This is a genomic window from Pantoea sp. Cy-640 (assembly GCF_011752635.1).
GTDB lineage: Bacteria > Pseudomonadota > Gammaproteobacteria > Enterobacterales > Enterobacteriaceae > Pantoea > Pantoea dispersa.
On record NZ_VWXB01000005.1, the window covers coordinates 86373 to 106735 of the forward strand.

General features: G+C 58.2%; 23 protein-coding genes. 16 read left to right on the plus strand and 7 right to left on the minus strand.

From position 1 onward, the window contains the following. Positions 1–60 precede the first annotated feature (60 nt). The gene (locus F3J36_RS14080; protein WP_058758053.1) at positions 61–360 is read left to right on the plus strand and encodes an I78 family peptidase inhibitor; all 300 of its coding nucleotides are present in this window, start codon (positions 61–63) and stop codon (positions 358–360) included. A 248-nt stretch (positions 361–608) separates the two neighbouring features. Next, positions 609–926 (plus strand): hypothetical protein, encoded by a 318-nt coding sequence (locus F3J36_RS14085; RefSeq protein WP_021507239.1) that lies wholly within the window; start codon positions 609–611, stop codon positions 924–926. Positions 927–938: 12 nt separating this feature from the next. Here the strand turns inward: F3J36_RS14085 and F3J36_RS14090 are convergent, their stop codons facing one another. Then, positions 939–1190, minus strand: coding sequence for a biofilm development regulator YmgB/AriR family protein (locus F3J36_RS14090; protein ID WP_021313231.1), 252 nt, complete (start codon positions 1188–1190; stop codon positions 939–941). 393 nt (positions 1191–1583) lie between these two features. Here F3J36_RS14090 and F3J36_RS14095 point away from each other — a divergent pair, with 393 nt between their 5' ends. Next, entirely contained in the window at positions 1584–2882 is a 1299-nt protein-coding gene (locus F3J36_RS14095) for a multidrug efflux MFS transporter (RefSeq protein ID WP_088516215.1), read from the plus strand. On the opposite strand, the gene F3J36_RS14100 is transcribed toward F3J36_RS14095, so the two are convergent. Further along, positions 2815–5901 (minus strand): beta-galactosidase, encoded by a 3087-nt coding sequence (locus tag F3J36_RS14100; protein WP_088516216.1) that lies wholly within the window; start codon positions 5899–5901, stop codon positions 2815–2817. The two genes, F3J36_RS14095 and F3J36_RS14100, sit on opposite strands and share 68 nt — an antisense overlap. Positions 5902–6390: 489 nt before the next feature. Beyond that, positions 6391–6543, minus strand: coding sequence for a hypothetical protein (locus F3J36_RS14105; RefSeq protein WP_155519908.1), 153 nt, complete (start codon positions 6541–6543; stop codon positions 6391–6393). Positions 6544–6561: 18 nt separating this feature from the next. Between F3J36_RS14105 and iraP the strand changes: the two genes are divergently transcribed. The 4 genes from iraP (at position 6562) to F3J36_RS14125 (ending at position 9991) form a co-directional block, all read left to right on the plus strand. Further along, positions 6562–6816 (plus strand): anti-adapter protein IraP, encoded by a 255-nt coding sequence (iraP, locus tag F3J36_RS14110; protein ID WP_021507236.1) that lies wholly within the window; start codon positions 6562–6564, stop codon positions 6814–6816. A gap of 85 nt (positions 6817–6901) precedes the next feature. Continuing rightward, positions 6902–7207 carry a PsiF family protein gene (locus F3J36_RS14115; protein WP_058757988.1) on the plus strand — a complete coding sequence of 102 codons (306 nt, stop codon included), beginning with the start codon at positions 6902–6904 and terminating at the stop codon, positions 7205–7207. Positions 7208–7406: 199 nt separating this feature from the next. Continuing rightward, positions 7407–8318, plus strand: a complete 912-nt coding sequence (gene lpxO, locus F3J36_RS14120) for a lipid A hydroxylase LpxO (RefSeq protein WP_166719902.1) — start codon at positions 7407–7409, stop codon at positions 8316–8318. 146 nt (positions 8319–8464) lie between these two features. Further along, positions 8465–9991 (plus strand): FAD-dependent oxidoreductase, encoded by a 1527-nt coding sequence (locus F3J36_RS14125; RefSeq protein ID WP_166719903.1) that lies wholly within the window; start codon positions 8465–8467, stop codon positions 9989–9991. 116 nt (positions 9992–10107) lie between these two features. On the opposite strand, the gene proC is transcribed toward F3J36_RS14125, so the two are convergent. Next, entirely contained in the window at positions 10108–10920 is an 813-nt protein-coding gene (gene proC, locus F3J36_RS14130; protein ID WP_021507232.1) for a pyrroline-5-carboxylate reductase, read from the minus strand. A gap of 144 nt (positions 10921–11064) precedes the next feature. On the opposite strand from proC, the gene F3J36_RS14135 reads away from it, so the two are divergent. Beyond that, positions 11065–11508 (plus strand): YaiI/YqxD family protein, encoded by a 444-nt coding sequence (locus F3J36_RS14135; RefSeq protein ID WP_010616571.1) that lies wholly within the window; start codon positions 11065–11067, stop codon positions 11506–11508. On the opposite strand, the gene F3J36_RS14140 is transcribed toward F3J36_RS14135, so the two are convergent. After that, positions 11509–12195, minus strand: a complete 687-nt coding sequence (locus F3J36_RS14140) for a DUF2076 domain-containing protein (protein WP_058775202.1) — start codon at positions 12193–12195, stop codon at positions 11509–11511. Between the two features lie 332 nt (positions 12196–12527). Here F3J36_RS14140 and aroL point away from each other — a divergent pair, with 332 nt between their 5' ends. Both aroL and F3J36_RS14150 read left to right on the plus strand, forming a co-directional pair. Next, positions 12528–13052, plus strand: a complete 525-nt coding sequence (gene aroL, locus F3J36_RS14145) for a shikimate kinase AroL (protein WP_021507230.1) — start codon at positions 12528–12530, stop codon at positions 13050–13052. Positions 13053–13162: 110 nt separating this feature from the next. Further along, positions 13163–13354: a YaiA family protein gene (locus F3J36_RS14150; RefSeq protein WP_021507229.1), complete on the plus strand. Its 192-nt coding sequence runs from the start codon at positions 13163–13165 to the stop codon at positions 13352–13354. Positions 13355–13430: 76 nt separating this feature from the next. Here the strand turns inward: F3J36_RS14150 and F3J36_RS14155 are convergent, their stop codons facing one another. Next, positions 13431–13625 (minus strand): hypothetical protein, encoded by a 195-nt coding sequence (locus F3J36_RS14155; RefSeq protein WP_132466392.1) that lies wholly within the window; start codon positions 13623–13625, stop codon positions 13431–13433. 17 nt (positions 13626–13642) lie between these two features. Here F3J36_RS14155 and F3J36_RS14160 point away from each other — a divergent pair, with 17 nt between their 5' ends. From F3J36_RS14160 to ppnP, 5 genes are all read left to right on the plus strand, one after another. After that, a complete protein-coding gene (locus F3J36_RS14160; RefSeq protein WP_058757986.1) occupies positions 13643–14401 on the plus strand; it encodes an IclR family transcriptional regulator in 759 nt (252 codons plus the stop codon). Between the two features lie 182 nt (positions 14402–14583). Beyond that, positions 14584–16143, plus strand: a complete 1560-nt coding sequence (locus F3J36_RS14165; protein ID WP_166719904.1) for an OPT/YSL family transporter — start codon at positions 14584–14586, stop codon at positions 16141–16143. Positions 16144–16158: 15 nt separating this feature from the next. After that, entirely contained in the window at positions 16159–17091 is a 933-nt protein-coding gene (locus F3J36_RS14170) for a DUF1177 domain-containing protein (RefSeq protein WP_021507226.1), read from the plus strand. A 2-nt stretch (positions 17092–17093) separates the two neighbouring features. Next, positions 17094–17771: an AroM family protein gene (locus F3J36_RS14175; protein WP_166720000.1), complete on the plus strand. Its 678-nt coding sequence runs from the start codon at positions 17094–17096 to the stop codon at positions 17769–17771. Between the two features lie 104 nt (positions 17772–17875). Then, on the plus strand, positions 17876–18160 hold the full coding sequence (gene ppnP, locus F3J36_RS14180) for a pyrimidine/purine nucleoside phosphorylase (RefSeq protein WP_010616577.1): 285 nt from the start codon (positions 17876–17878) through the stop codon (positions 18158–18160). Positions 18161–18355: 195 nt separating this feature from the next. Here ppnP and rdgC read toward each other — a convergent pair whose 3' ends face one another. Further along, entirely contained in the window at positions 18356–19267 is a 912-nt protein-coding gene (gene rdgC / locus F3J36_RS14185; protein ID WP_021507129.1) for a recombination-associated protein RdgC, read from the minus strand. Between the two features lie 147 nt (positions 19268–19414). Here rdgC and mak point away from each other — a divergent pair, with 147 nt between their 5' ends. Next, positions 19415–20326 (plus strand): fructokinase, encoded by a 912-nt coding sequence (mak, locus tag F3J36_RS14190; protein ID WP_021507130.1) that lies wholly within the window; start codon positions 19415–19417, stop codon positions 20324–20326. Positions 20327–20363: the final 37 nt, after the last annotated feature.

Here is a 20363-nt window from a genome sequence, read left to right on the forward strand (position 1 = left end):
CGGCGGCACGCTTTGTTACTCTCAGGAACCCGCTTGTTCATTATCCAGGAGGAGAAAATTGTGAACCATTATGGAAAAGCGCTGCTGCTGACGGCGATGCTCGCCTTAACGGCCTGTCAGTCAGCCAGTAAAACTGACAGCAGTCACGCCGTCAGCCACGATCCGGAAACCGACCAGTGCGGTGCCTCGCAGTATCAGAATTACCTCGGTCAGCCGTTGAGCGCGCTTGATACCCAGCGCTTTGCCGTACCGGTGCGTGCGATTCCGTGGAACGGTGCCGCCACCATGGACTTCAATCTGCGCCGCCTGAATTTCCTCGGCGATCAGAACGGGAAAATTTCCCGGGTTTACTGCGGGTAACACCAAACGGACACGGCATTGTCATCGGGCTGTCACGGCGGCGGGCGAGGATAGCTGCGCATTACGGAGATTTCCTCGTCACTCTCGAATATGCAATGCTCGTCTTGTTTCTTCCCGCTACGGCGGGAATTTTTTTCGCTATAACCTGCCTGCTGCGCCATATTGCCCCCGCCATAGCGCGATGAATCGCGGCTCTGCGACGCCAGGCGTACAGGCAGCAATAACAGACTGACCTTACAGGAGTGACGATGAAATACCTGACCCGAACGCTATGTTTGACGCTGCTGCTCAGCCCGCTGGCGCAGGCCTCAAGCGAGGCGGCATGGCAGCAACACGATAAAAACCTGCAGCAGGCGTGTGTGCAGGCCAGCGGTCTGAAAGCGGTGAAAGTGGTAGGCAAGCCGATCATGTACGACGACAGCGTTGGCTACGATGCGCTGTTGCTCGAAGGCCGCTATCCGCAAAAGCACATGAAGAATCAGCTGGGGCGGGAACTGTGCCTGTATCAGCGTCAGAGCGGTAAAGCAGTGGTCAGCGAAGCCGACCAGCTGCGGGTGGTGAAATAATCTCCGGGGCCGCTATTTTTGCGGCCCTGCTTCTAACAGCTGCGCCAGCAGGTTGCGGTAACTCTGCAGGCGCTGTTCATCGCCTTCCACTTCCAGCCGGGTAATCACGCGGGCAATCACCGCTTTATTGGTGGCGGGCTGGCCATCATCCATCAGCTCGCGCATGATGGCGGCCAGCAAATCGCTCTCGTGCGGCGCGTGCCAGGCGGGGCTGTTGAAATAGTCGGTAATCGCCCGACTGGCGCTGTCATGGTGCGTTCTCATAGCCGACCTCCGCAGAGACAACGAAGCCTGCCACCCACGACGGGCAGCAACTGAAAACCTGAATTAAGCATGCGGACTGTCCAGGACGGGCAGCGCCTCGCCAGTGATGACTGGTGATTTTTTAAACATAGATGCGGTGTGGAATATTGTCAGTAACGAATCGTCATATTTTTTCACGTTTCCCGTCTCTCGCGATGCGCTTATCGGGCCTTAGGCCGGGTAACCGCACATAAAGACACTACAAAAGTGAGGCATTGCCCTATTTGCTGTGAGCAGAATCACGCCCGGCAGCGAAAAACTGCGTTTTCATCCTCATGCCATGTTTTGCCGTCCGGTAATGTTACGAGGTTGTTAGACTGAACCCTCATTTCATTTTTTCTGACATCTGCGCTCATGCTACGCTCCATCGAATCCTGGAAGATCAATCTGATATCCGTCTGGTTTGGCTGCTTTTTTACCGGCCTGGCCATTAGTCAGATCATTCCTTTCCTGCCGCTTTACGTGGAAGAGCTGGGTATCCGTGGCGGCAACGCGCTCAGTATCTGGTCAGGTCTGACCTTCAGTGTCACCTTTATTGTTTCTGCCGCCGTGGCGCCGCTGTGGGGCAGCCTTGCCGATCGCAAAGGGCGCAAGCTGATGCTGCTGCGCGCTTCGTTTGGCATGGGCGCGGTGATTCTGCTGCAGGCGTTTGTCACTCAGGCGTGGCAGCTGTTGCTGCTGCGCGCGCTGATGGGACTGACGTCCGGTTATATTCCCAACGCCATGGCGCTGGTGGCCGCGCAGGTGCCGCGTGAGCGCAGCGGCTGGGCGCTGAGCTGCGTGTCGACCGGACAAATTGGCGGCGTGATCCTCGGGCCGATGATTGGCGGTCTGCTGGCCGACTGGCTGGGCCTGCGCATGGTGTTTATCGTTACCGCGGTACTGCTGATGGTCAGCTTTCTGGTGACGCTGTTTCTGATTAAGGAGACCGGCTACACGCCGGTGAGCAAGCAGGACAAACTGAGCGGACGCGAAGTAATGCGCAGCCTCGATAATCCACGTCTGATGTTCTGCCTGTTCGTCACCACCATGGTGATTCAGATGTGTAACGGCTCGGTGAATCCTATCCTGACGCTGTTCGTGCGTGAGCTGGCGCCGGATGCGCAGAATATCGCGTTTCTCAGTGGTGTGATTGCCGCGCTGCCCGGCGTGTCGGCACTCATCGCCGCACCGCGTCTCGGCAAACTCGGCGATCGCATCGGTACCCAGCGTATTTTGCTGGCGACCATGATCGCCTCGCTGCTGCTGCTGATTGCCATGTCGTTTGTCACCAGCGCCACGCAGCTGGGCGTCCTGCGCTTTCTGCTCGGCTTTGCCGATGGCGCGATGATGCCGGCGGTGCAAACTCTGCTGGTGCGTCATTCACGCGATAACGTCACCGGCCGTATTTTTGGTTATAACCAGTCGTTCATGTACCTCGGTAACGTCGCCGGACCGCTGCTGGGCGCAGCGGTCTCAGCCGCCACCGGTTACCGCTGGGTATTCTTCGCTACCGCGGTCGTCGTTCTGCTCAACGTGCTGTTGCTGCGGCGCTTCTATCGCCGGCCAAAAACCGAGCTGAAACCCCTTAGCCCGGCGGCCGCTACTAAGCCGGCTGACGCAGCGTCAGCGCATAGTGCCAGCGCCGCTGAGAAAGCAAAAACTCCGGGCTGACGCTCGGGCTCCACGAATCGTCGCCGCCGACGCCCATATGGAAGCCGTCGAGATGCAGCCAGCAGCCGGGTTCGTCCTGCAGCAAATGGCGGTGCGAGGTGGCGCGCAGCTGCTCAAGGCTGTGGCGGCTGAGCGAGAAGGCAAAGTCGCCGCTGATCTGCCAGCTGCCGCTATCCAGCTGGCGCGTGCCGCAGCGCAAGCCATTCTCACCCGGAAAGACATAGCCGGTGCTGAGCGCCGCCAGCGGCAGCTGCCAGCGTGAAAACTGCGCCGCCAGCTGGCGATCCGGATAGTTTTCATGAGGCCCCAGACCCAGCCAGCTCACCTGGTGCGGGACCTGAGCCAGCTGGCAGCGCAGGCCGATGCGCGCGGGCGGCGGCAGACCGGCGGCCTGTTGTACATCGACGCTGATAGTCAGTTCGCCATCGCCGCTAATGCCATAACGCTTATGGCTGGTAAACAGGTGCTGACCCTCACCCAGCACGCGATGCCAGGTTTCGATCTGCACGCCGTGCTGCAGGCTGTCGACCTGCATCGCCAGCAACTCTGTTTGCAGCCGATCATAGCCCGCGCGTTTCCAGCGCTCGACCCAGGCGTTAGGGTCGATATTGGCAGCTTCGCTGGTGCCGATATCATTATCGATCGGTGCGCGAATAAAGCACTCCTCCAGCGGTGTCAGCATGGTTTCACGATCGTTCACCCACCACTGCAGCAGCGCGCCGCTGCGGCGACAGAAGTGCCAGCGCTGCGTGGGCAGCACCACCGCCACCAGATTGTGATTGGTTTCCAGCTGGGGCGCGCAGGCGCTGAGCGGCGGCAACGTAACCGGCAGCGCGGCCGGCAGCGCCCACTGATCCCAGGCCACGCGATGATCCGCCTCAGACCAGGGCGTGGCGGCGATCTGATGCACCGCGAGGTTGAGCCACGCTTCACCCTGCAGCGCTTCAGGCGCGGGCACGGTAAAGGTGTGGCTGCCTTCGGCATCGAGATCCAGCACCCATTCACCGCGCGCGAGGGTTACACCGTCCTGCTCAATCCACCAGCGCAGCCGTTCGTTGTCGCTGCGGCGGAATAAATATTCGCTGGTGACGGTCACGCGATACGCATCGCCGGGATCGCGCGTAAACCGGAAAAACTGCTGGGCGCGCTGTGCTTCAAACAGCGCCGGATGCGGCGTGCGATCGGCAAACACCAGCCCGTTCATGCAGAACTGGCGATCGTTGGGCGCGTCACCGAAATCGCCGCCGTACGCCTGCCACGGCTGGCCGTGTTCGTCATAACGCGTCAGGCTTTGATCGACCCAGTCCCAGACGAAGCCACCCTGCAGCCGCGGAAACTGGCGAAATGCCTGCCAGTATTTGGCAAAGCCACCAAAGCTGTTTCCCATCGCATGGGCGTATTCACACAGAATCAGCGGACGCGCTTCATCCGGCAGGCTGATCCATTTTTTCAGTGACCACTTCGGCACCGCCGGGAAGGGCTGATCCTGATCGACGCGCGCATACATCGGGCACAGAATATCGGTGGCTGCCGTGTTGGCACCGCCGCCCTCATATTGTACCGGGCGCGTGCTATCGCTGCTTTTCACCCAGCGGTACAGCGCATCATGCGTGCTGCCGTGGCCGGACTCATTGCCCAGCGACCAGATGATGATGCAGGCATGATTACGATCGCGCTGCACCATGCGCGTTACGCGTTCGCTATAGGCGGCAAACCAGCGCGGGTCGTCGGAGAGGCGGTTCATCGGCTGCATGCCGTGCGTTTCGATATTGGCTTCGTCAACCACGTACAGGCCGTACTCATCGCACAGCCGATACCACAGCGGATGGTTAGGATAGTGAGCGCAGCGCACCGCGTTAAAGTTGTGGCGCTTCATCAGTTCAATGTCCTGACGCATGCTGGCTTCATCCACCACCTGACCGCGCTCGGGATGGTGCTCATGACGATTAACGCCGCGTATCAGCAGCGGCTTGCCGTTGAGGCACAGCTGGCCGTGCTCAATGCTGACGCGTCGGAAACCCACATCATAAGCTTCGGCTTCAATCACCTCGCCGGCATCATCAAGCAGCGTGACGACCGCGCGGTAGAGATGAGGCGTTTCGGCGCTCCACAACAGCGGTTGCAGTACCGGCAACACCATCAGGGTGCGTTCCGGATAGTGGCCACGTTCATCAATGATGGCGCTGCCCGGCGGCTGTTCGTGCTGCGCAATACAGTCGCCGTTGCGCCATAGCGTGACGCGCACCCGACACTGACTGAGCGGGCGCGCGCTGGCATGGATTTTGACACTCACCCGTAAATCGCCGCGCAGATATTCCGGGCTGAGCGCGGTTTCGATCTGCACATCGCTCAGGCGGGTGTCCGGTTTGTGCAGCAAGGTCACGTCGCGGAAAATGCCGCTCATGCGCCACATATCCTGATCTTCCAGATAGCTGCCGTCGCTCCAGCGCAGCACCATGACCGCCAGACGGTTGTTTCCCGGCTGCAGCGCGTGGCTAAGATCAAACTCGGCGGGTAAGCGGCTATCCTGCGAATAGCCCATCCACTGTCCGTTGCACCACAAATAAAAGGCCGAGCTGACACCATCAAAGATGATGCGCGTCTGCCCCTGGCTTAACCAGCCGTCATCAACTTTAAATGTGAGCGAGTAACATCCGGTGGGGTTCTCGCGTGGAACCAAAGGGGGATTGACCGGAATGGGATACTGCACGTTGGTATAAATGGGCGCGTCGTAGCCGTGCAACTGCCAGTTGGCAGGCACCGGCAGCGTTGCGGCGTCCGGTAAGTCCTGTAGCAGCCAGCTGTGCGGCACCGCTTCCGGCGCGGTAAAATAACTGAAGGCCCACTGACCATTCAGCCGCTGCTGCGCAGGTGAGGAATGGCCATCGCGCGCGCTGACTTCATCGCGCCAGCTGGCAAACGGTGGATGCGCGTCCAGGCGATGCAGGCTGGTGATAACCGGGTTTTCCCAGTCACGGCGCGCCAGCACTTCACTCAGAGAAACAGCCGCTAAGGTCATAGTGAGATCTCATTAATTGTATTGCGCTCACATTGCGTGAAATGGCGTTAGCTGTAAAGACGCAGCGCGCAATTTTGTTACTGCGCGCACAGCGAGCAGCACTGACGTTTGCGGCACAGCGTTCGCTGTAACTTAAGCTGGTGTATTGCGCGGTCTGTGAGGCTTTTTTAGCGGTTTCTTGCCACTAAAACGTTAAGCGTGGTGAGCAGGCATGAATAGCGCCGGGTTGCGGAGCATTCTGTATTGCCGTGTTAACTGCCGCTTCATACACTCAGCGCAATTTCAGCAACCTGAGGTCAATATGATCCGTATCGTTAAGCTCGCTGCCGTTGTGGCGCTGGTGTCCGCGTTAAGCGGTTGTCTTTTTCCCCCGCCGGGCGGCGGAGGAGGAGGTTGGGGTGGTCCTGGCGGTGGCGGTCCCGGCCATGGGTATCAGGGTCCGCGTTAATTTAGCGCCAGTGCATAATTAATGCAGCGATGCGAAACGTTTTATCTGCGGCGTATTTTGTCAGTGAAACGTTTCGCCGTTATATATTGAATTTCAGCCACTTTTTTTACGCTTCGGCTAACCATTATTTTTCCTCTGGCCGGCAAAAATTCTTGTTGTTTTAATCCTGCCAATGCTAATTTTTGTTTTCCCATTCTGACTGAGTCCATCGCATGAAAAACCTGATTGCGGAACTCCTGCTCAAGCTGGCAGAAAAAGAAGAAGAGTCTAAAGAATTAGTGGTCCAGGTTGAGGCGCTGGAAATCGTGCTCACCGCCATGCTGCGCAGACTGGATGCCGCCCAGGTTAGCGACATCGCGGCGGGTATTGATCGCGCGATGCCGCCCGCCGCTTCCGTGCAGGAAAATCCGGACGCGCTGATGCTGCGCAATTACGTCGAAAAGTTGCTCAACCACCCGCGCGAATAATCCCGCCGTACGCGCATAGATTTTTTTCCGCTTTGCTTATTCCGTGCCATGCTTAACAGGCAATAATCACACGGAGAAACCGGCAATGAAATCGTGTCTTGTGGCAATAATGGCAGCAGGCCTGCTGCTGGCTGGCGGTGCGGGCGCGGCGGAGAAAACCGCGCAGCAGGAAAAAATGACGCTGTGTAATCAGCATGCAGGCGCGCAAAATCTGAAAGGCGATGCGCGTAAAAGCTTTATGAGCGAATGCCTGAAGAAAGACAGCAAAATGGGCAATATGACGCCGCAGCAGATGAAAATGAAAAGCTGTAATAGCGAAGCAGGAGAGAAAAAACTCAGCGGCGATGCGCGTAAAACCTTTATGAGCAGCTGTCTGAAGAAGAGTGCTTAAACCTCTGGCGGCCTGCGGGCCGCTTTTTTGTGTCCGCACTCGCAGGGTTAATACGCGGGGTATTTTTTCTGTCATAAACGGCACGCGTTGCCAAAACTTTACAAAATCCTTACATAAAATTCCATTTCTCCCCATCCAGTCTCTCTGACGCTTAACCGTGGCCAGAGCGGCTTTACGTGCAACATAAGGAACCTGTTGTATGGTCGCTGCGATCATTATTGGTGTATTTATCGTTAGTGTGCTTTACGCCCACTCACGCGGCGTGGAAAAGCAAAAGTTTTCCCGTCAGTTATTTGATCACTCCACTTTTATGGCGCCGATCAATATGTTTATGACCGGGCTGTCGCGACTGCCGGCTAAACAGCCCTATTTTCCGGTTGAGGATTTTCCTGAGCTGCGTCAGCTGACCGATAACTGGCAGGTGATTCGCGATGAAGCCATTCGCCTGCAGGATCACATTAAAGCGGCGCAGACGCATAACGATGCCGGATTTAATACCTTCTTCAAGCGTGGCTGGAAGCGCTTCTATTTAAAATGGTATAGCGATGCGCATCCGTCAGCGCGCGAACTCTGTCCGGTAACCACCGAACTGGTGAGCAACATTCCCGGCGTTAAAGCGGCCATGTTTGCTGAACTGCCGCCGGGCAGCCATCTGGGCAAACACCGCGATCCTTATGCCGGTTCGGTGCGCTATCACCTCGGGCTGCAAACGCCCAACGACGATCGCTGCTTTATTGAAGTGGATCGTCAGCGCCACAGCTGGCGCGATGGTCAGGCGGTGATCTTCGACGAAACTTACGTGCACTGGGCGCAGAATGAAAGCGAGCAGACGCGTATCATCCTGTTTTGCGATATCGAGCGGCCAATGAAATGGCGCTGGGCGCAGGCGGTCAATCACTGGGTGGGCTCGACGTTAATGTCAGCAGCGGCGTCGCCCAACGACGAAAACGATCGTACCGGCTTCCTCAACCGCATCTTCAAATACGTTTATGCGCTGCGCGATGCCGGTCAGAACCTGAAGAAACGTAATCGCCGGTTGTATTACTGGGTCAAACATGGACTGATTGTGGCGATTTTCGCGCTGATCATCGTGCCCAGCGTCTTCTTCTGATCCTTTCGTGCCGCTTAAAACGGCGGTTTAACAGTCAGTTAACCGCCGTTTCGCTTTGTTTCTCCTGCTAAATCCTCACGCTTTGCCACACTTACTCTTTGTAAGGAATTGTCGTATCAGACGAATAACCCCGAAGGAGGCGAACCGTGAGCTATCAATCTGTCGTGGAACTCAAGGCGCTGGCGCAGCGTAAACCCACTAAAGTGACCGTCGGCGAAACGGATATGGTGCTGATTCGCGATGGCGACCGCGTGCAGGCGCTGCAGGCAAAATGTCCGCACGCGGGCGCACCGCTGGAGCAGGGCGCAGTGTGCGGCGACAAACTGGTGTGTCCGTGGCATAAGGCGGTGTTTGAGCTGCGCGATGGCAAAATGTGCGAGCCGCTGGCGCTGGCCAATCTCAAACGCTATCCGGTGCGCATTGAACAGGGGCAGGTGCTGATCAATCCGCAGGCGATGTCGCCGGCCAGTGCGCCGGTGGCCCAGGGTGAAGCGCCGGTGTGCGTGATTCTCGGCTCTGGCGCGGCGGGCAGTGCTGCGATCTGGACGCTGCGCGATGAAGGCTTTAGCGGCCGTATTGTGCGTATTGAGCGTGAAAGCGACGCCCCCTACGATCGCACCACGCTGAGTAAATTTGTCCCCTCCGGCAAGATGGCCATCGACGAGGTACCCAAGCTGCTGAAACAGGATGTGCTGGGCCCGGTGGTGTGGCTGCAGGGGGAGGTGGTGCAGCTGAAGGCGCAGGAGCAGACGCTGGTGCTGAAAGACGGGCAGCAGGTGAAGTTTGACCAGCTGCTGATCGCGACCGGCGGCGTGCCGCAGCCGCTAGATATCCCGGGCAAAGATCTGGATGGCGTGCATTTGCTGCGTTCACTGCGCCAGGCCGACACGCTGATTTCGCAGGTGGATGAGGCGCAGCAGCTGGTGATTATCGGCAACAGTTTTATCGGTATGGAAGTGGCCGGTGCGCTGCGAAACCGCGACATTGATGTCACAGTGGTGGCGCGTCATCCGCTGCCGTTTGCCAGCCAGTTCGGCGAAGAGATTGGCCGTCATTTTTATGAGCTGCACCGCAGCAACGGCGTGAAATTTGTCGAGGGTGAAACGGAAGCGCTGACCGGTGAAGGTGCAGTGAGTGGCGTGCGGCTCAAAGGTGGCAAAACCGTGCCAGCCAGCCAGGTGCTGTTTGCCACCGGCATTGTGCCGGCCACCCATTTTATTCACGACCTGCCCTTACAGAAGGATGGCAGCCTGCTGGCCGACAGTCAGCTGCGGGTCAGTGAAAACATCTGGGTCGCGGGAGATATTGCCAGCTATCTCACGCCGCGTGGCGTGCAGCGCATTGAGCACTATCGCGTGGCGCATCAGCAGGGGCGCATTGCCGCGCTGAATATGCTGGGCAAACGCATCATGTACGATCGCGTGCCGTTCTTCTGGACTGCGCATTACGGCACCCGCTATGAGTATCTGGGGCATGCAGAGGAGTGGGATGATTATCGCCTGCTGGGATCGCTGCAGGACAAACGCTTCATCGCTTTTTACTGCCAGCAGGGCATGATTGCGGCAGTGTGTTCAGCCGGCATGTACACGCTCACCGCCGCGCTGGTGCATGAGATGCAGCAGCCAATGACGCTGGAACAAGGCCTGGCGCTGTTTGAAGCGTATCAGGGTTAAGGTTCAAGCCGGCACCCAACCGTTCCCTCTCCCGCCTGCGGGAGAGACAAACGAGCACCCAACAGTCCCCTCTCCCGCCTGCGGGAGAGGGTTAGGGTGAGGGAAAACCCGCACCATCACTGCTTACTCAGCGCCTCGGACTTCGCCATGCACTGCTGCATCGCGCCCATCACCGCAGCGCGGAAGCCTTTCTCTTCCAGCACCTTCACCGCTTCAATGGTGGTGCCGCCCGGTGAGCACACCATATCTTTCAGTTCGCCAGGGTGTTTGCCGGTCTCCAGCACCATCTGGGCAGAACCTTTTACCGCCTGCGCCGCAAACTGATAAGCCTGCGCCCGCGGCATGCCGCCCAGCACGGCGGCATCAGCCATCGCTTCGATAAACATAAACACGTAAGCCGGTGCCGAGCCGCTGACACCCACCACGGCATGAATCAGATACTCGTTCACCACCGCCGCTTTGCCGAAGCTCTCAAAAATGGTCACCACCTCGTCCACTTCCTGCGGTTCCACCAGCACGTTCGGCGTAATAGAGGTCATGCCTTCATTGACCAGCGACGGCGTATTCGGCATCACGCGGATGATTTTACGATCGTGACCGAGCACCGCCGCCAGCGAATCCAGCGTCACGCCTGCGGCAATCGACACCACCAGCGCATCTTTCTTCAGCTGGCCGGCCAGATCCTTGAGCACTTTGAGAATCACGTTGGGTTTCACCGCGCCAAACAGAATGTCCACTTCACGTGCCAGACTCTCGACGCTTTCCGCCGCCGTCACGCCATACTGCTGCGCCATCGCCTGGTTGGTGTCGGGTTTTCGATCGTGCACCCAGATATTGGCCGGGGCGATCTGCCCGCTGTTCACCAGGCCGCTGATGATGGCTTTCGCCATATTGCCGCAGCCGACAAACCCGATTTTCTTCTCCAGCATCGCTTTATCCTTAACGTGGTTCGGTTTTCTCAGTGGGTTAGCTTACGTCAGCGGCGGTGAATAACAAGTCGCGCACAAATAACATTTGCCATTCGCGGCCAGCGCGGCAAGATCGCAGGCATTGCCCGTTAATAAGGATTAAACATGTCGATTTGGGTGGATGCCGATGCGTGTCCCAATGTCATCAAAGAGGTGCTGTATCGCGCCGCTGAGCGCACCAAAGTCACCGTGACCTTCGTTGCTAACCAGCCGCTGCGCGTACCGCCGTCGCCGTTTCTGAAAACGCTGCAGGTAGCTGCCGGCTTTGATGTGGCCGATAACGAGATTGTGAAACGCGTGCAGCCGGGCGAGCTGGTAATTACCGGCGATATTCCGCTGGCAGCAGAAGTACTGGAGAAAGGGGCGGCAGCGCTGAATCCGCGCGGGGAACGTTACAGCAGCGATACCATTCGCCAGCGCCTGACCATGCGCGATTTTATGGAAACGATGCGCGCCAGCGGCATTCAGAGCGGCGGCCCGTCGGCATTAAGCCCACGAGACCGCCAGCAGTTTGCCAACGAACTGGATAAATGGTTACGTCAGCGTTAATCAGACGAAGCTGTCGTCGTCGTCAAAATCACCGCCGCTGCCGAAATCGTTGAAATCATTGTTATCGGCAAAGCTGTTGTTGTCCCAGCCTGAATTGTCATTCAGGAAGGCATTGTTGCTGTCATTGCCGTTGAAGGTGTCCAGATTATCATCCACCTGCGGCAGCGCCGGTTCGTTGATGATATTGACGATCTCTTCCGGCTGCGAATGGTGGAACAGGCTGGTGAGCATGTCCGCCATCACCACACCGCCGGCCACGCCGACAGCCGTTTGCAGTGCGCCACCCAGGAAACCGGTACCGCGCGCCGGTGCAGCATACTGCTGCTGAGGCGGTGCGGCATATTGTGGCTGTTGCGGTGCGCTGTTCCATGCCGGCTGTTGCGGCTGCGCCGGGCGTGAACCGCCGCCAAATAGGCTCGACAGGAAACCGCCGCTGCTTTGCTGCGGGGCCTGCTGCTGCGCCTGCGCCAGACGGCTCTCTAACTCCGATACCTGCGCGTTGAGCTTTTTCATCGCCGCTTCCTGAATCAGGATCGCCTGCGCCATGTAGTAGGGCGCACCGGGCTGGCTCTGTAAATGCTGATTGATTAACTGTTCGGCACCGGCATCACGCGGGCCGCTCTGGCTTTCTGCCTGTTTCAGACGGCTGAACAGGCTTTCAATAAGTTGTTGTTCCTGGCTCTGCATGGTGAACCTCCGGTTAGGCATAGCGTGTTGTTCTTCAGGCGACCAACAGGACGTCCGTTGCCTGAACTATAAAGCGTATATGCGGGCTGCGTGACAGAAAGTAAATCAGCGGCCTGGTAAGCAAATGTTGCCCCGCGCTTACAAATCGCCTGATGCACGAAATGCGCATCGTTTTCCCTTTAAAAATCAAAACAATGGCATTAGCTATCGCTGAAATACGCGTAATTCGTGCTTCGCGGCTGGCTGATAAAATAAAATCCAGGTATCATGCGACGCATTATTGACCTGATGACGTTGCCCGCGCGGCAGACTACGGCGGAGGATGAGCCCGGATGTCATTACCCATCTATCTGATCGGCGCACGCGGTTGCGGTAAAACCACCATTGGCCAGGCGCTGTCGCAAGCGCTGGGCTATGCCTTTCGTGACACCGACCACCACCTGCAGCTCACCACACAGCGCAGCGTGGCAGAGATTGTGGCGACGGAAGGCTGGGACAGCTTTCGCGCGCGTGAAAGTGAATCGCTGCGGGCGGTTACCGCGCCTGCCAGCGTAATCGCCACCGGCGGCGGCATGGTGCTGGCTGACGTCAATCGCCACTTCATGCGCGAGCATGGCCAGGTCATCTGGCTCAACGCGCCCTCTGGCGTGCTGGCCGATCGGCTGGAGCGCCAGCCAGAAGCGGCACAGCGTCCGACCCTGACCGGCCGGCCCATTGCGGAAGAGATGGAAGATATCCTGCGTGAACGCGCGCAGCTCTATCGTCAGGCCGCGCACCATGAAGTCAACGCGATGCAGGCGCCGGAGCAGGTGGTGGAACATATTCTGCAATCGCTGTCTCTCGCCCGCGCCAGCTAACTGCCTAAGAATTCTCCCTCTTTTTTACAGCGATCCTCGATTGTCTATACTGAATAGCAGGCAGAGGATCATCGCTGTCTGTGTGGAAACCTGACATAAGAGGGAAAACGATGCCAACCAGACCACCCTATCCGCGAGAAGCGCGCATTGTTGCCGTTGAAAAAGGGCAGGCGGGCAATACCGTCACCTGGTATGAATTACGGGCCGACCATCCACGTCCGGATACCTTAATTAGCGAACATAAATCGGAAGCGGAAGCGCAGGATGCCAAAGACCGCTATGAAGATGTGGAAAAAGAATAATCCCGGCGGGCAGGGATGCCCGCTTTAGTTTAATTACGTCCGGTCGCTAAATAGATTTTTTATTTTCCCTGATGCGCTAATTACGGCGATAAAAGCTGCCGTCTTTTCTGTTTAATCGCTCTCCTGCCTGATAACGTCTTTTTATTTTGCCTTTAGCCCTTATTTTCTGCTGCCTTAAATAGCCTGCGTTTTGTCCGGTGCAAAATTTGCGCTTGACCGATAAACCGTCGCGTTTTACTTTCGGGTTATCGATACAGGAACTCAGTTCCATATAGTGAAACCAGCGCCATGACCACACTCGAAAATGCCGCCGCCGTGCTTAAGCTGTTTCAGCGCTTTGGCGTGGCGCAGGGCCATCCCGGCCTGACCTTTACCGAGGTGGTGGAGGCGCTGGGGCTGCCGAAAAGTACCGTGTCGCGCCTGCTGGCGACCATGGAAAGCGAAGGTTTACTGGAGCGCGATCCCGACAGCCGCTGTTTTCAGATTGGCCGCGTGCTGTTGTCCGTTGCCGGGCACTATCTTTCGACACCGCTGATTGACAGCGCATCGGCGCCGATGGCGCGCCTGGCGGCCAGCAGCGGCTGCATGGGCTATATCTCGGTGCTGGACGGTGACGATGTGCTGGTGATGCGCATGTACCACGGTCGCTTCTTTACCCAGCTGGTGACGCCGCCGGGTACACGGGTATCGGTTACCGGCACGTCGACCGGCCGCGTGCTGTTAGCGCAGCTGAGCGATGACGAGGTGCGCGCGCGCTTCAGCGATAACTGGCAAACCGCGTCGATCAATTCACCGCTGAATATCGATGCACTGTGCAAAGAGCTGGCGCTGATTCGTCAGCAGGGCTGGGCACTGGCCCGCAATGAAACGCTGCCTGGCATTAGCTCGCTTGCCGTAGCGGTAACCAATAAACACCGCGGTGAAAGTGCCGCATTGTGTCTCTCATTTCTTTCGCAGGAAGCGGCCCCGGGTTATCCGGAAGCGCTGCTCAGCGAATTGCGCGCAACGGCTGCACTGATGGCCGAAAAATATGGCGCAGCGTCCTGAATAAAACAGGACAACCCTAATTTGATTTCAAGGCGTAATACTTCGCGCCACACCGGGGAAATAGCAGGTCTTCGGACCTGCTTATTTCAATAATCAGGGAACGATGAATAAAACGTTGAGGTTCCGCGTGTCGGGCACAATGTCATTGCGCGTTTTCTAAAGGGTGAAAATACGGGGATAATATGCGTCTGGATAATCCAATAAAAAATATTGGCGTGGGCCTGATGCTGGTTCTGCTGTCAGTTGCAGGGGCCATCATTGGGGTACAGCTGATCACAACTATTGGGGTAACGCCCAATACTTCTATTATCGGCGCGCTATTTGCCATGCTGCTGGCGCGCATTCCACTGCGGTGGTTTCGCCGCTACCGTTCGGTTGAAGTGCAAAACCTTGCACAGACCGCTATCTCTTCCGCCACCTTCGGCGCTGCCAATAGCCTGCTGATGCCGATTGCCGTGCCGTGGGCGCTGGGTGAGCCGCAGCTGGTGCTGCCGCTGTTTGTCGGTGTCAGCGCGGCAATGCTGCTGGATGCGTGGCTGTTGTATCGTCTGTTCGACACGCGCGTGTTCCCGGCCAGCAATGCATGGCCACCGGGCGTGGCAGCGGCAGAAGCGATTAAAGCCGGTGATAAGGGCGGTCGCCAGGCGTGGCTGCTGGTGGCTGGAATCGTGGGCGGCGTCGCGGGCTCAATGCTGAAAATCCCGATGTCCGCCTTTGGTACGGCATTCATTGGCAATATCTGGGCGCTGACCATGCTCGGCATCGGCTTCCTGCTGCGTGCCTATGCGCAACCGGTTGCCGGTATCGATATTAACGCGCTGTACATTCCGCACGGCGTCATGGTCGGAGCCGGTCTGGTGGCGCTGATTCAGGTGGTGCAGGTGATTCGCAGCCGCCGTCACGACAACCTCAACGTTAGCCGCAGCGACAGCGAAGTCAAACGCGCGCTCGGCCTGGGGACTGTCGGCTATATCGTGATCTCGGCACTGCTGGCGCTGGGCGGCGGCCTGTGGAGCGAAATGGGCCTGCCGATGCTGCTGCTGTTTATTATCTACGCGGCCTTTGCCGCCTTTGTGCATGAGCTGATTGTCGGCATCGCCGCCATGCACTCGGGCTGGTTCCCGGCCTTCGCGGTGGCGCTGATCACCCTGATCCTCGGCATCCTGCTCGGCTTCCCGCCGCTGGCGCTGTGCCTGCTGTGCGGCTTCACCGCGGCCACCGGTCCGGCCTTCGCCGATATGGGCTATGACCTGAAGGCCGGCTTTATTCTGCGCGGCAACGGGGCCGATGTGCAGCAGGAGCTGTGGGGCCGCCGCATCCAGCTGATCGCCGCGATGATCGCTTTCGTCATCGCAATCCCGGTGGTGTGGTATGCGCATAACCTGTTCTTTGTCGATAATCTGCTGCCGCCGGTGGCGCGCGTTTACGCCAAAACCATTCAGGCCGGCGCGGAGCCCGGCATTGCCGGTAGCCTGCTGATGTGGGCGATTCCGGGGGCGATTATTCAGCTGATCGGCGGGCCTAAGCGCCAGCTCGGCGTGCTGCTAGCCACCGGTCTGTTAATCAACAACGCCGCCGCAGGCTGGGCGGTGCTGGTCGGGATTGCGTTACGTGTCCTGATCCTGCGCGTGTGGGGCGAGCGTGGACGTTCACCGATGGAGGTGATGGCCGCTGGATTCATTGCGGGCGACGCGCTGTACAGCTTCTTCCACTCACTTTTTGCCAGTAGCAGTAAGAAATAATCCAGGGATTTAGCGATGAGTTTACAGCAGACACTACAGGTTTTTGAGTTACTCGACAGCGCCTACGTGGATGGCCAGCAGGTGGTCGATCTGTTCGCCGCCTATCCGGGCGTGCAAGCCAGCTTTAAGCGCGTCAGCGGGCCTAAAGGGCGCACCGATTTTGTGCGCATCGATATTCCGGGGGCCCAGGGCAAAAGCCGGGGCGGCAGCGCGCCGACGCTGGGGATCATTGGCCGTCTCGGCGGCATCGGTGCTCGCCCGACGCGCATCGGCATGGTGTCCGACGCCGACGGTGCGGTTGCTGCGGTGAGCAGCGCGCTGAAGCTGGCACAGATGCAAACCAAAGGCGACGTGCTGGCCGGCGATGTGATCGTAACCACCCATATTTGTCCGGATGCGCCGACCCGGCCGCACGAGCCGGTGGACTTCATGGATTCGCCCTGCGACGACATCACCATGAATGACAACGAAGTGGTTGCGGGCGTCGACGCGATTCTCTCTATCGATACCACTAAAGGAAACCGCATCCTCAACCATAAGGGCTATGCGCTGTCTCCCACGGTGAAAGAGGGCTACATCCTGCGTGTATCGGAAGATCTGCTGCGCATCATGGAGATGACCAGCGGTCAGCCTGCGGTGACGTTCCCGATCACTACGCAGGACATCACCCCTTACGGCAACGGCGTGTATCACCTTAACAGCATCCTGCAACCGTCCACCGCCACCGATGTGCCGGTGGTGGGCGTCGCGATTTGTGCGCAATCCGTGGTGCCTGGCTGCGGCACCGGCGCCAGCCATGAAGTGGACATCGCGGCGACCGTGCGCTTTGCGGTGGAAGTGGCCAAAGAGTTTGGCCGTGAGACCTGCCAGTTTTATGACCCGCAGGAGTACGCGCTGCTGCTATCTTTGTATGGTAGCCTCAGCCACCTGCGCAGCCGGAAAGCCTGATGATGAAACCGTCGCTTGTAACCTTAACCATTGGCCAGTCACCGCGTAGCGATATTTTGCCGCTGCTGCAGGAGCATTTGCCCGCCGACGCCGTCGCGCATGCCGGTCTGCTGGATGGCCTGACGCTGGCCGAAGTGGAGCAGTTATACGCTCCCGCGCCGGGCGATAAAGTGCTGGTTTCGCGCATGAGCAGCGGCGAACAGGTACGGCTGGCGGCGGCCACCGTCGAACAGGGACTGCAGCGTAAAATTACCGCGCTGGAGCAACAGGGTTACGACACCATTCTGCTGCTGTGTACCGGTGAGTTCGACACGCTGAAAACCACGTCGGCGCTGCTGCTGGAGCCGGATCGCATCATTCCGCCGCTGGTCAGCGCCATCGTACAGACGCACAAAATCGGCATCGTGGTGCCGGTTGAGGAACAGATCGCTGAGCAGGCCAGCAAATGGCGTAACCTGCAAAGCTCGCCCTGTTTTGCCGTCGCCAGCCCATACCTGGCGCAGCAGAGCGAACTGATGGAAGCCGGATTGACTCTGCAGGAGCAGGGCGCTGATGTGGTGGTGCTCGACTGTATCGGTTATCACCAGAAACACCGCGATTTCCTGCAGAACATGCTGGGCATTCCGGTGCTGCTGTCGAATGTGCTGGTGGCGAAACTGGCGGCTGAACTGATCGTCTGATCGAGGCCGATCACAACTTGCGACGGGCGGCGCTAATTCGCGTGACAGATCAGCGAGTTCCCTTGTAATCTGCCGGTAACCCTAATGTGCTGTGAGGAAGTAACATGCTCAACGTAAGTGAGTATTTCGACGGAAAAGTGAAATCCATTGGTTTCGACAGCGTGACCATTGGCCGGGCCAGCGTTGGCGTGATGGCGGAAGGCGAATACACCTTTGGTACCGGCCAGCCGGAAGAGATGACGGTAGTGAGCGGCGCGCTGAAAGTGCTGCTGCCGGGCGAAGCCGAGTGGAAATGGTACGAAGCCGGATCGGTATTTAACGTGCCGGGCCACAGCGAATTCCATCTGCAGGTGGCGGAGCCAACGTCTTACCTGTGCCGCTATCTTTAAGCGTTAAAGCAGCATCCATTATCAACCGGTAAAGCCTGTGCGGCGTTACCGGTTTTTTTATGCGCCAGCATGGGGTGTGGCCTGCGGTCAGCATAAATGCTGACCCTACAGGTATGAATCAGCATATTTGCAGGGGCGCCATTCATGGCGACCGTTAAACACACCCGTACTATCCTTTCTGCCGGCGATGCCCGCTTATCGCTGCGCTTCGCCGCCTAACGCTTCCACCAGATTGCTGATCAATGCCGCCAGCTCGCTGGTCATCAGAATGAAATCGGCATCAAAACGCTGGGCGAAATCATCGCGATCGATATCGTCATTCTGCTCGCGCAGCGTGTCGCTAAACTTCAGACGCTTCACCGAGGCATCATCGGCGATCACCAGCTGAATACGCTCCTGCCAGTCGAGCGCCAGTTTGGTGACCACTTTACCGGCTTCGATGTGGGTGGCGATCTCGTCGGAAACCAGATCCTGCTTTTTACAGCGGATCACGCCGCCATCTTCCAGTATCGCCTTCAGCTCAGCCTCGTCCATCAGGGTGAAACCTGCCGGCAATTCACCGGAACGCACCCATTCGGTCAGCGTCAGCTCAATCGGATTTTCCAGCGTCAGCGGCACCACCGGCAGCGAGCCGAGGCTCTTACGCAGCAGCGCCAGCGTATCTTCCGCTTTCTTCGCGCTGGCGCAGTCGACGATGATCAGATTATTGACGGTGTCGATCCACATAAAGGTCTGACTGAAACGGCTGAAGGCGCGCGGCAGCAGGCTGTGCAGCACTTCATCTTTCAGCGAATCCTTTTCGGTCTTTTTCAGCTTGCGGCTCTGTTCCGCTTCCAGCTTCTCAATTTTGGCTTCCAGCGCCTGCTTCACCACCGGCGACGGCAGAATTTTCTGCTCGGTGCGGGCGCAGATCACTATCTGACCGTTAATCACATGCGTCAGCGCTTCGCTGCGGTTGCCCATCGGCGAGACCCAGCCGGTTTTGGCCATGTCCTGGCTGCCGCACGGCGTGAAGGTGAAGGCGTCGAGCTGTTTTTCCAGATCGTCTGCGGACAGCGGGATGTCCCGATTCAGACGATAAACCATCATATTTTTAAACCACAACATCAGGATTCCTTACCGTGGGTGCGATCGGGCGCACAAGTCTAAAACAGTCAGCGCGCATGATAGCGAAACATCGGAGTGGTTTCATTGCCTTTCCCGATTCAGCCTTCTACTGTATCTGTCACCTGAACGAATAATGAGGAATAAATCGTGCGTATCGGTATTGATTTAGGCGGCACCAAAATTGAAGTGATTGCGCTGTCTGACCAGGGCGAGGAGCTGTTCCGCCACCGCGTGAATACCCCGCGTGACGACTACGCCGCCACGGTGCAGGCGATTGTCGATTTAGTCCTGCTGGCAGAAGCACAGACCGGGCAGCAGGGGACGGTCGGCATCGGTATTCCCGGCACGATTTCTCCTTATACCCAGCGGGTAAAAAATGCTAACTCGACGTGGCTCAACGGCCAGCCGCTGGACAAAGATTTGGCGCGTGCGCTGAATCGTGACGTGCGCATCGCCAACGACGCGAATTGCCTGGCGGTTTCCGAAGCGGTGGATGGCGCAGGCGCAGGCCAGCCGCTGGTGTTTGCGGTGATCATTGGCACCGGTTCCGGCGCAGGCGTGGCCATCAACGGAGAATCACGCATTGGCGGTAACGGTAACGCAGGCGAGTGGGGGCATAATCCGCTGCCGTGGATGGATGAAGACGAACTGCGTTATCGCGCGGAAGTGCCGTGCTACTGCGGGCTGCAGGGCTGTATTGAGACGTTTGTCTCCGGCACCGGCTTCGCCATTGATTATCAGCGTCTCAGCGGACAGGCGCTGAAGGGCGCGGAGATCATCCGGCTGATCGAGCAGCAGGATCCGGTGGCCGAGCTGGCGATGAGCCGTTATGAAACGCGGCTGGCCAAATCGCTGGCGCAGGTGGTCAACCTGCTCGATCCGGATGTGATCGTGCTCGGCGGCGGCATGAGCAACAACGATCGGCTGTACCAGACGGTGCCGACGCTGATGAAGCAGTGGGTGTTTGGCCGCGAGTGCGAAACGCCGGTGCTGAAAGCGGTGCACGGTGACTCCAGTGGCGTGCGCGGTGCCGCCTGGCTGTGGCCGGTGAAAGGGTAGCGTAACGACGCTTTATGCGTGCTTAACCCCTCTTCCA

Excerpts from the sequence above, each read along its gene's own strand:
- F3J36_RS14105 (WP_155519908.1), bottom strand. The coding sequence starts at position 6,543 with ATGGGAAAACAAAAATTAGCATTGGCAGGATTAAAACAACAAGAATTT.
- F3J36_RS14155 (WP_132466392.1), bottom strand. The coding sequence starts at position 13,625 with ATGGAACTGAGTTCCTGTATCGATAACCCGAAAGTAAAACGCGACGGT.
- lpxO (WP_166719902.1), top strand. The coding sequence starts at position 7,407 with ATGGTCGCTGCGATCATTATTGGTGTATTTATCGTTAGTGTGCTTTAC.
- F3J36_RS14150 (WP_021507229.1), top strand. The coding sequence starts at position 13,163 with ATGCCAACCAGACCACCCTATCCGCGAGAAGCGCGCATTGTTGCCGTT.
- F3J36_RS14135 (WP_010616571.1), top strand. The coding sequence starts at position 11,065 with ATGTCGATTTGGGTGGATGCCGATGCGTGTCCCAATGTCATCAAAGAG.
- F3J36_RS14100 (WP_088516216.1), bottom strand. The coding sequence starts at position 5,901 with ATGACCTTAGCGGCTGTTTCTCTGAGTGAAGTGCTGGCGCGCCGTGAC.
- ppnP (WP_010616577.1), top strand. The coding sequence starts at position 17,876 with ATGCTCAACGTAAGTGAGTATTTCGACGGAAAAGTGAAATCCATTGGT.
- rdgC (WP_021507129.1), bottom strand. The coding sequence starts at position 19,267 with ATGTTGTGGTTTAAAAATATGATGGTTTATCGTCTGAATCGGGACATC.
- F3J36_RS14165 (WP_166719904.1), top strand. The coding sequence starts at position 14,584 with ATGCGTCTGGATAATCCAATAAAAAATATTGGCGTGGGCCTGATGCTG.
- aroL (WP_021507230.1), top strand. The coding sequence starts at position 12,528 with ATGTCATTACCCATCTATCTGATCGGCGCACGCGGTTGCGGTAAAACC.
- F3J36_RS14170 (WP_021507226.1), top strand. The coding sequence starts at position 16,159 with ATGAGTTTACAGCAGACACTACAGGTTTTTGAGTTACTCGACAGCGCC.
- F3J36_RS14175 (WP_166720000.1), top strand. The coding sequence starts at position 17,094 with ATGAAACCGTCGCTTGTAACCTTAACCATTGGCCAGTCACCGCGTAGC.
- proC (WP_021507232.1), bottom strand. The coding sequence starts at position 10,920 with ATGCTGGAGAAGAAAATCGGGTTTGTCGGCTGCGGCAATATGGCGAAA.
- F3J36_RS14090 (WP_021313231.1), bottom strand. The coding sequence starts at position 1,190 with ATGAGAACGCACCATGACAGCGCCAGTCGGGCGATTACCGACTATTTC.
- F3J36_RS14140 (WP_058775202.1), bottom strand. The coding sequence starts at position 12,195 with ATGCAGAGCCAGGAACAACAACTTATTGAAAGCCTGTTCAGCCGTCTG.
- iraP (WP_021507236.1), top strand. The coding sequence starts at position 6,562 with ATGAAAAACCTGATTGCGGAACTCCTGCTCAAGCTGGCAGAAAAAGAA.
- F3J36_RS14115 (WP_058757988.1), top strand. The coding sequence starts at position 6,902 with ATGAAATCGTGTCTTGTGGCAATAATGGCAGCAGGCCTGCTGCTGGCT.
- F3J36_RS14095 (WP_088516215.1), top strand. The coding sequence starts at position 1,584 with ATGCTACGCTCCATCGAATCCTGGAAGATCAATCTGATATCCGTCTGG.
- F3J36_RS14085 (WP_021507239.1), top strand. The coding sequence starts at position 609 with ATGAAATACCTGACCCGAACGCTATGTTTGACGCTGCTGCTCAGCCCG.
- F3J36_RS14160 (WP_058757986.1), top strand. The coding sequence starts at position 13,643 with ATGACCACACTCGAAAATGCCGCCGCCGTGCTTAAGCTGTTTCAGCGC.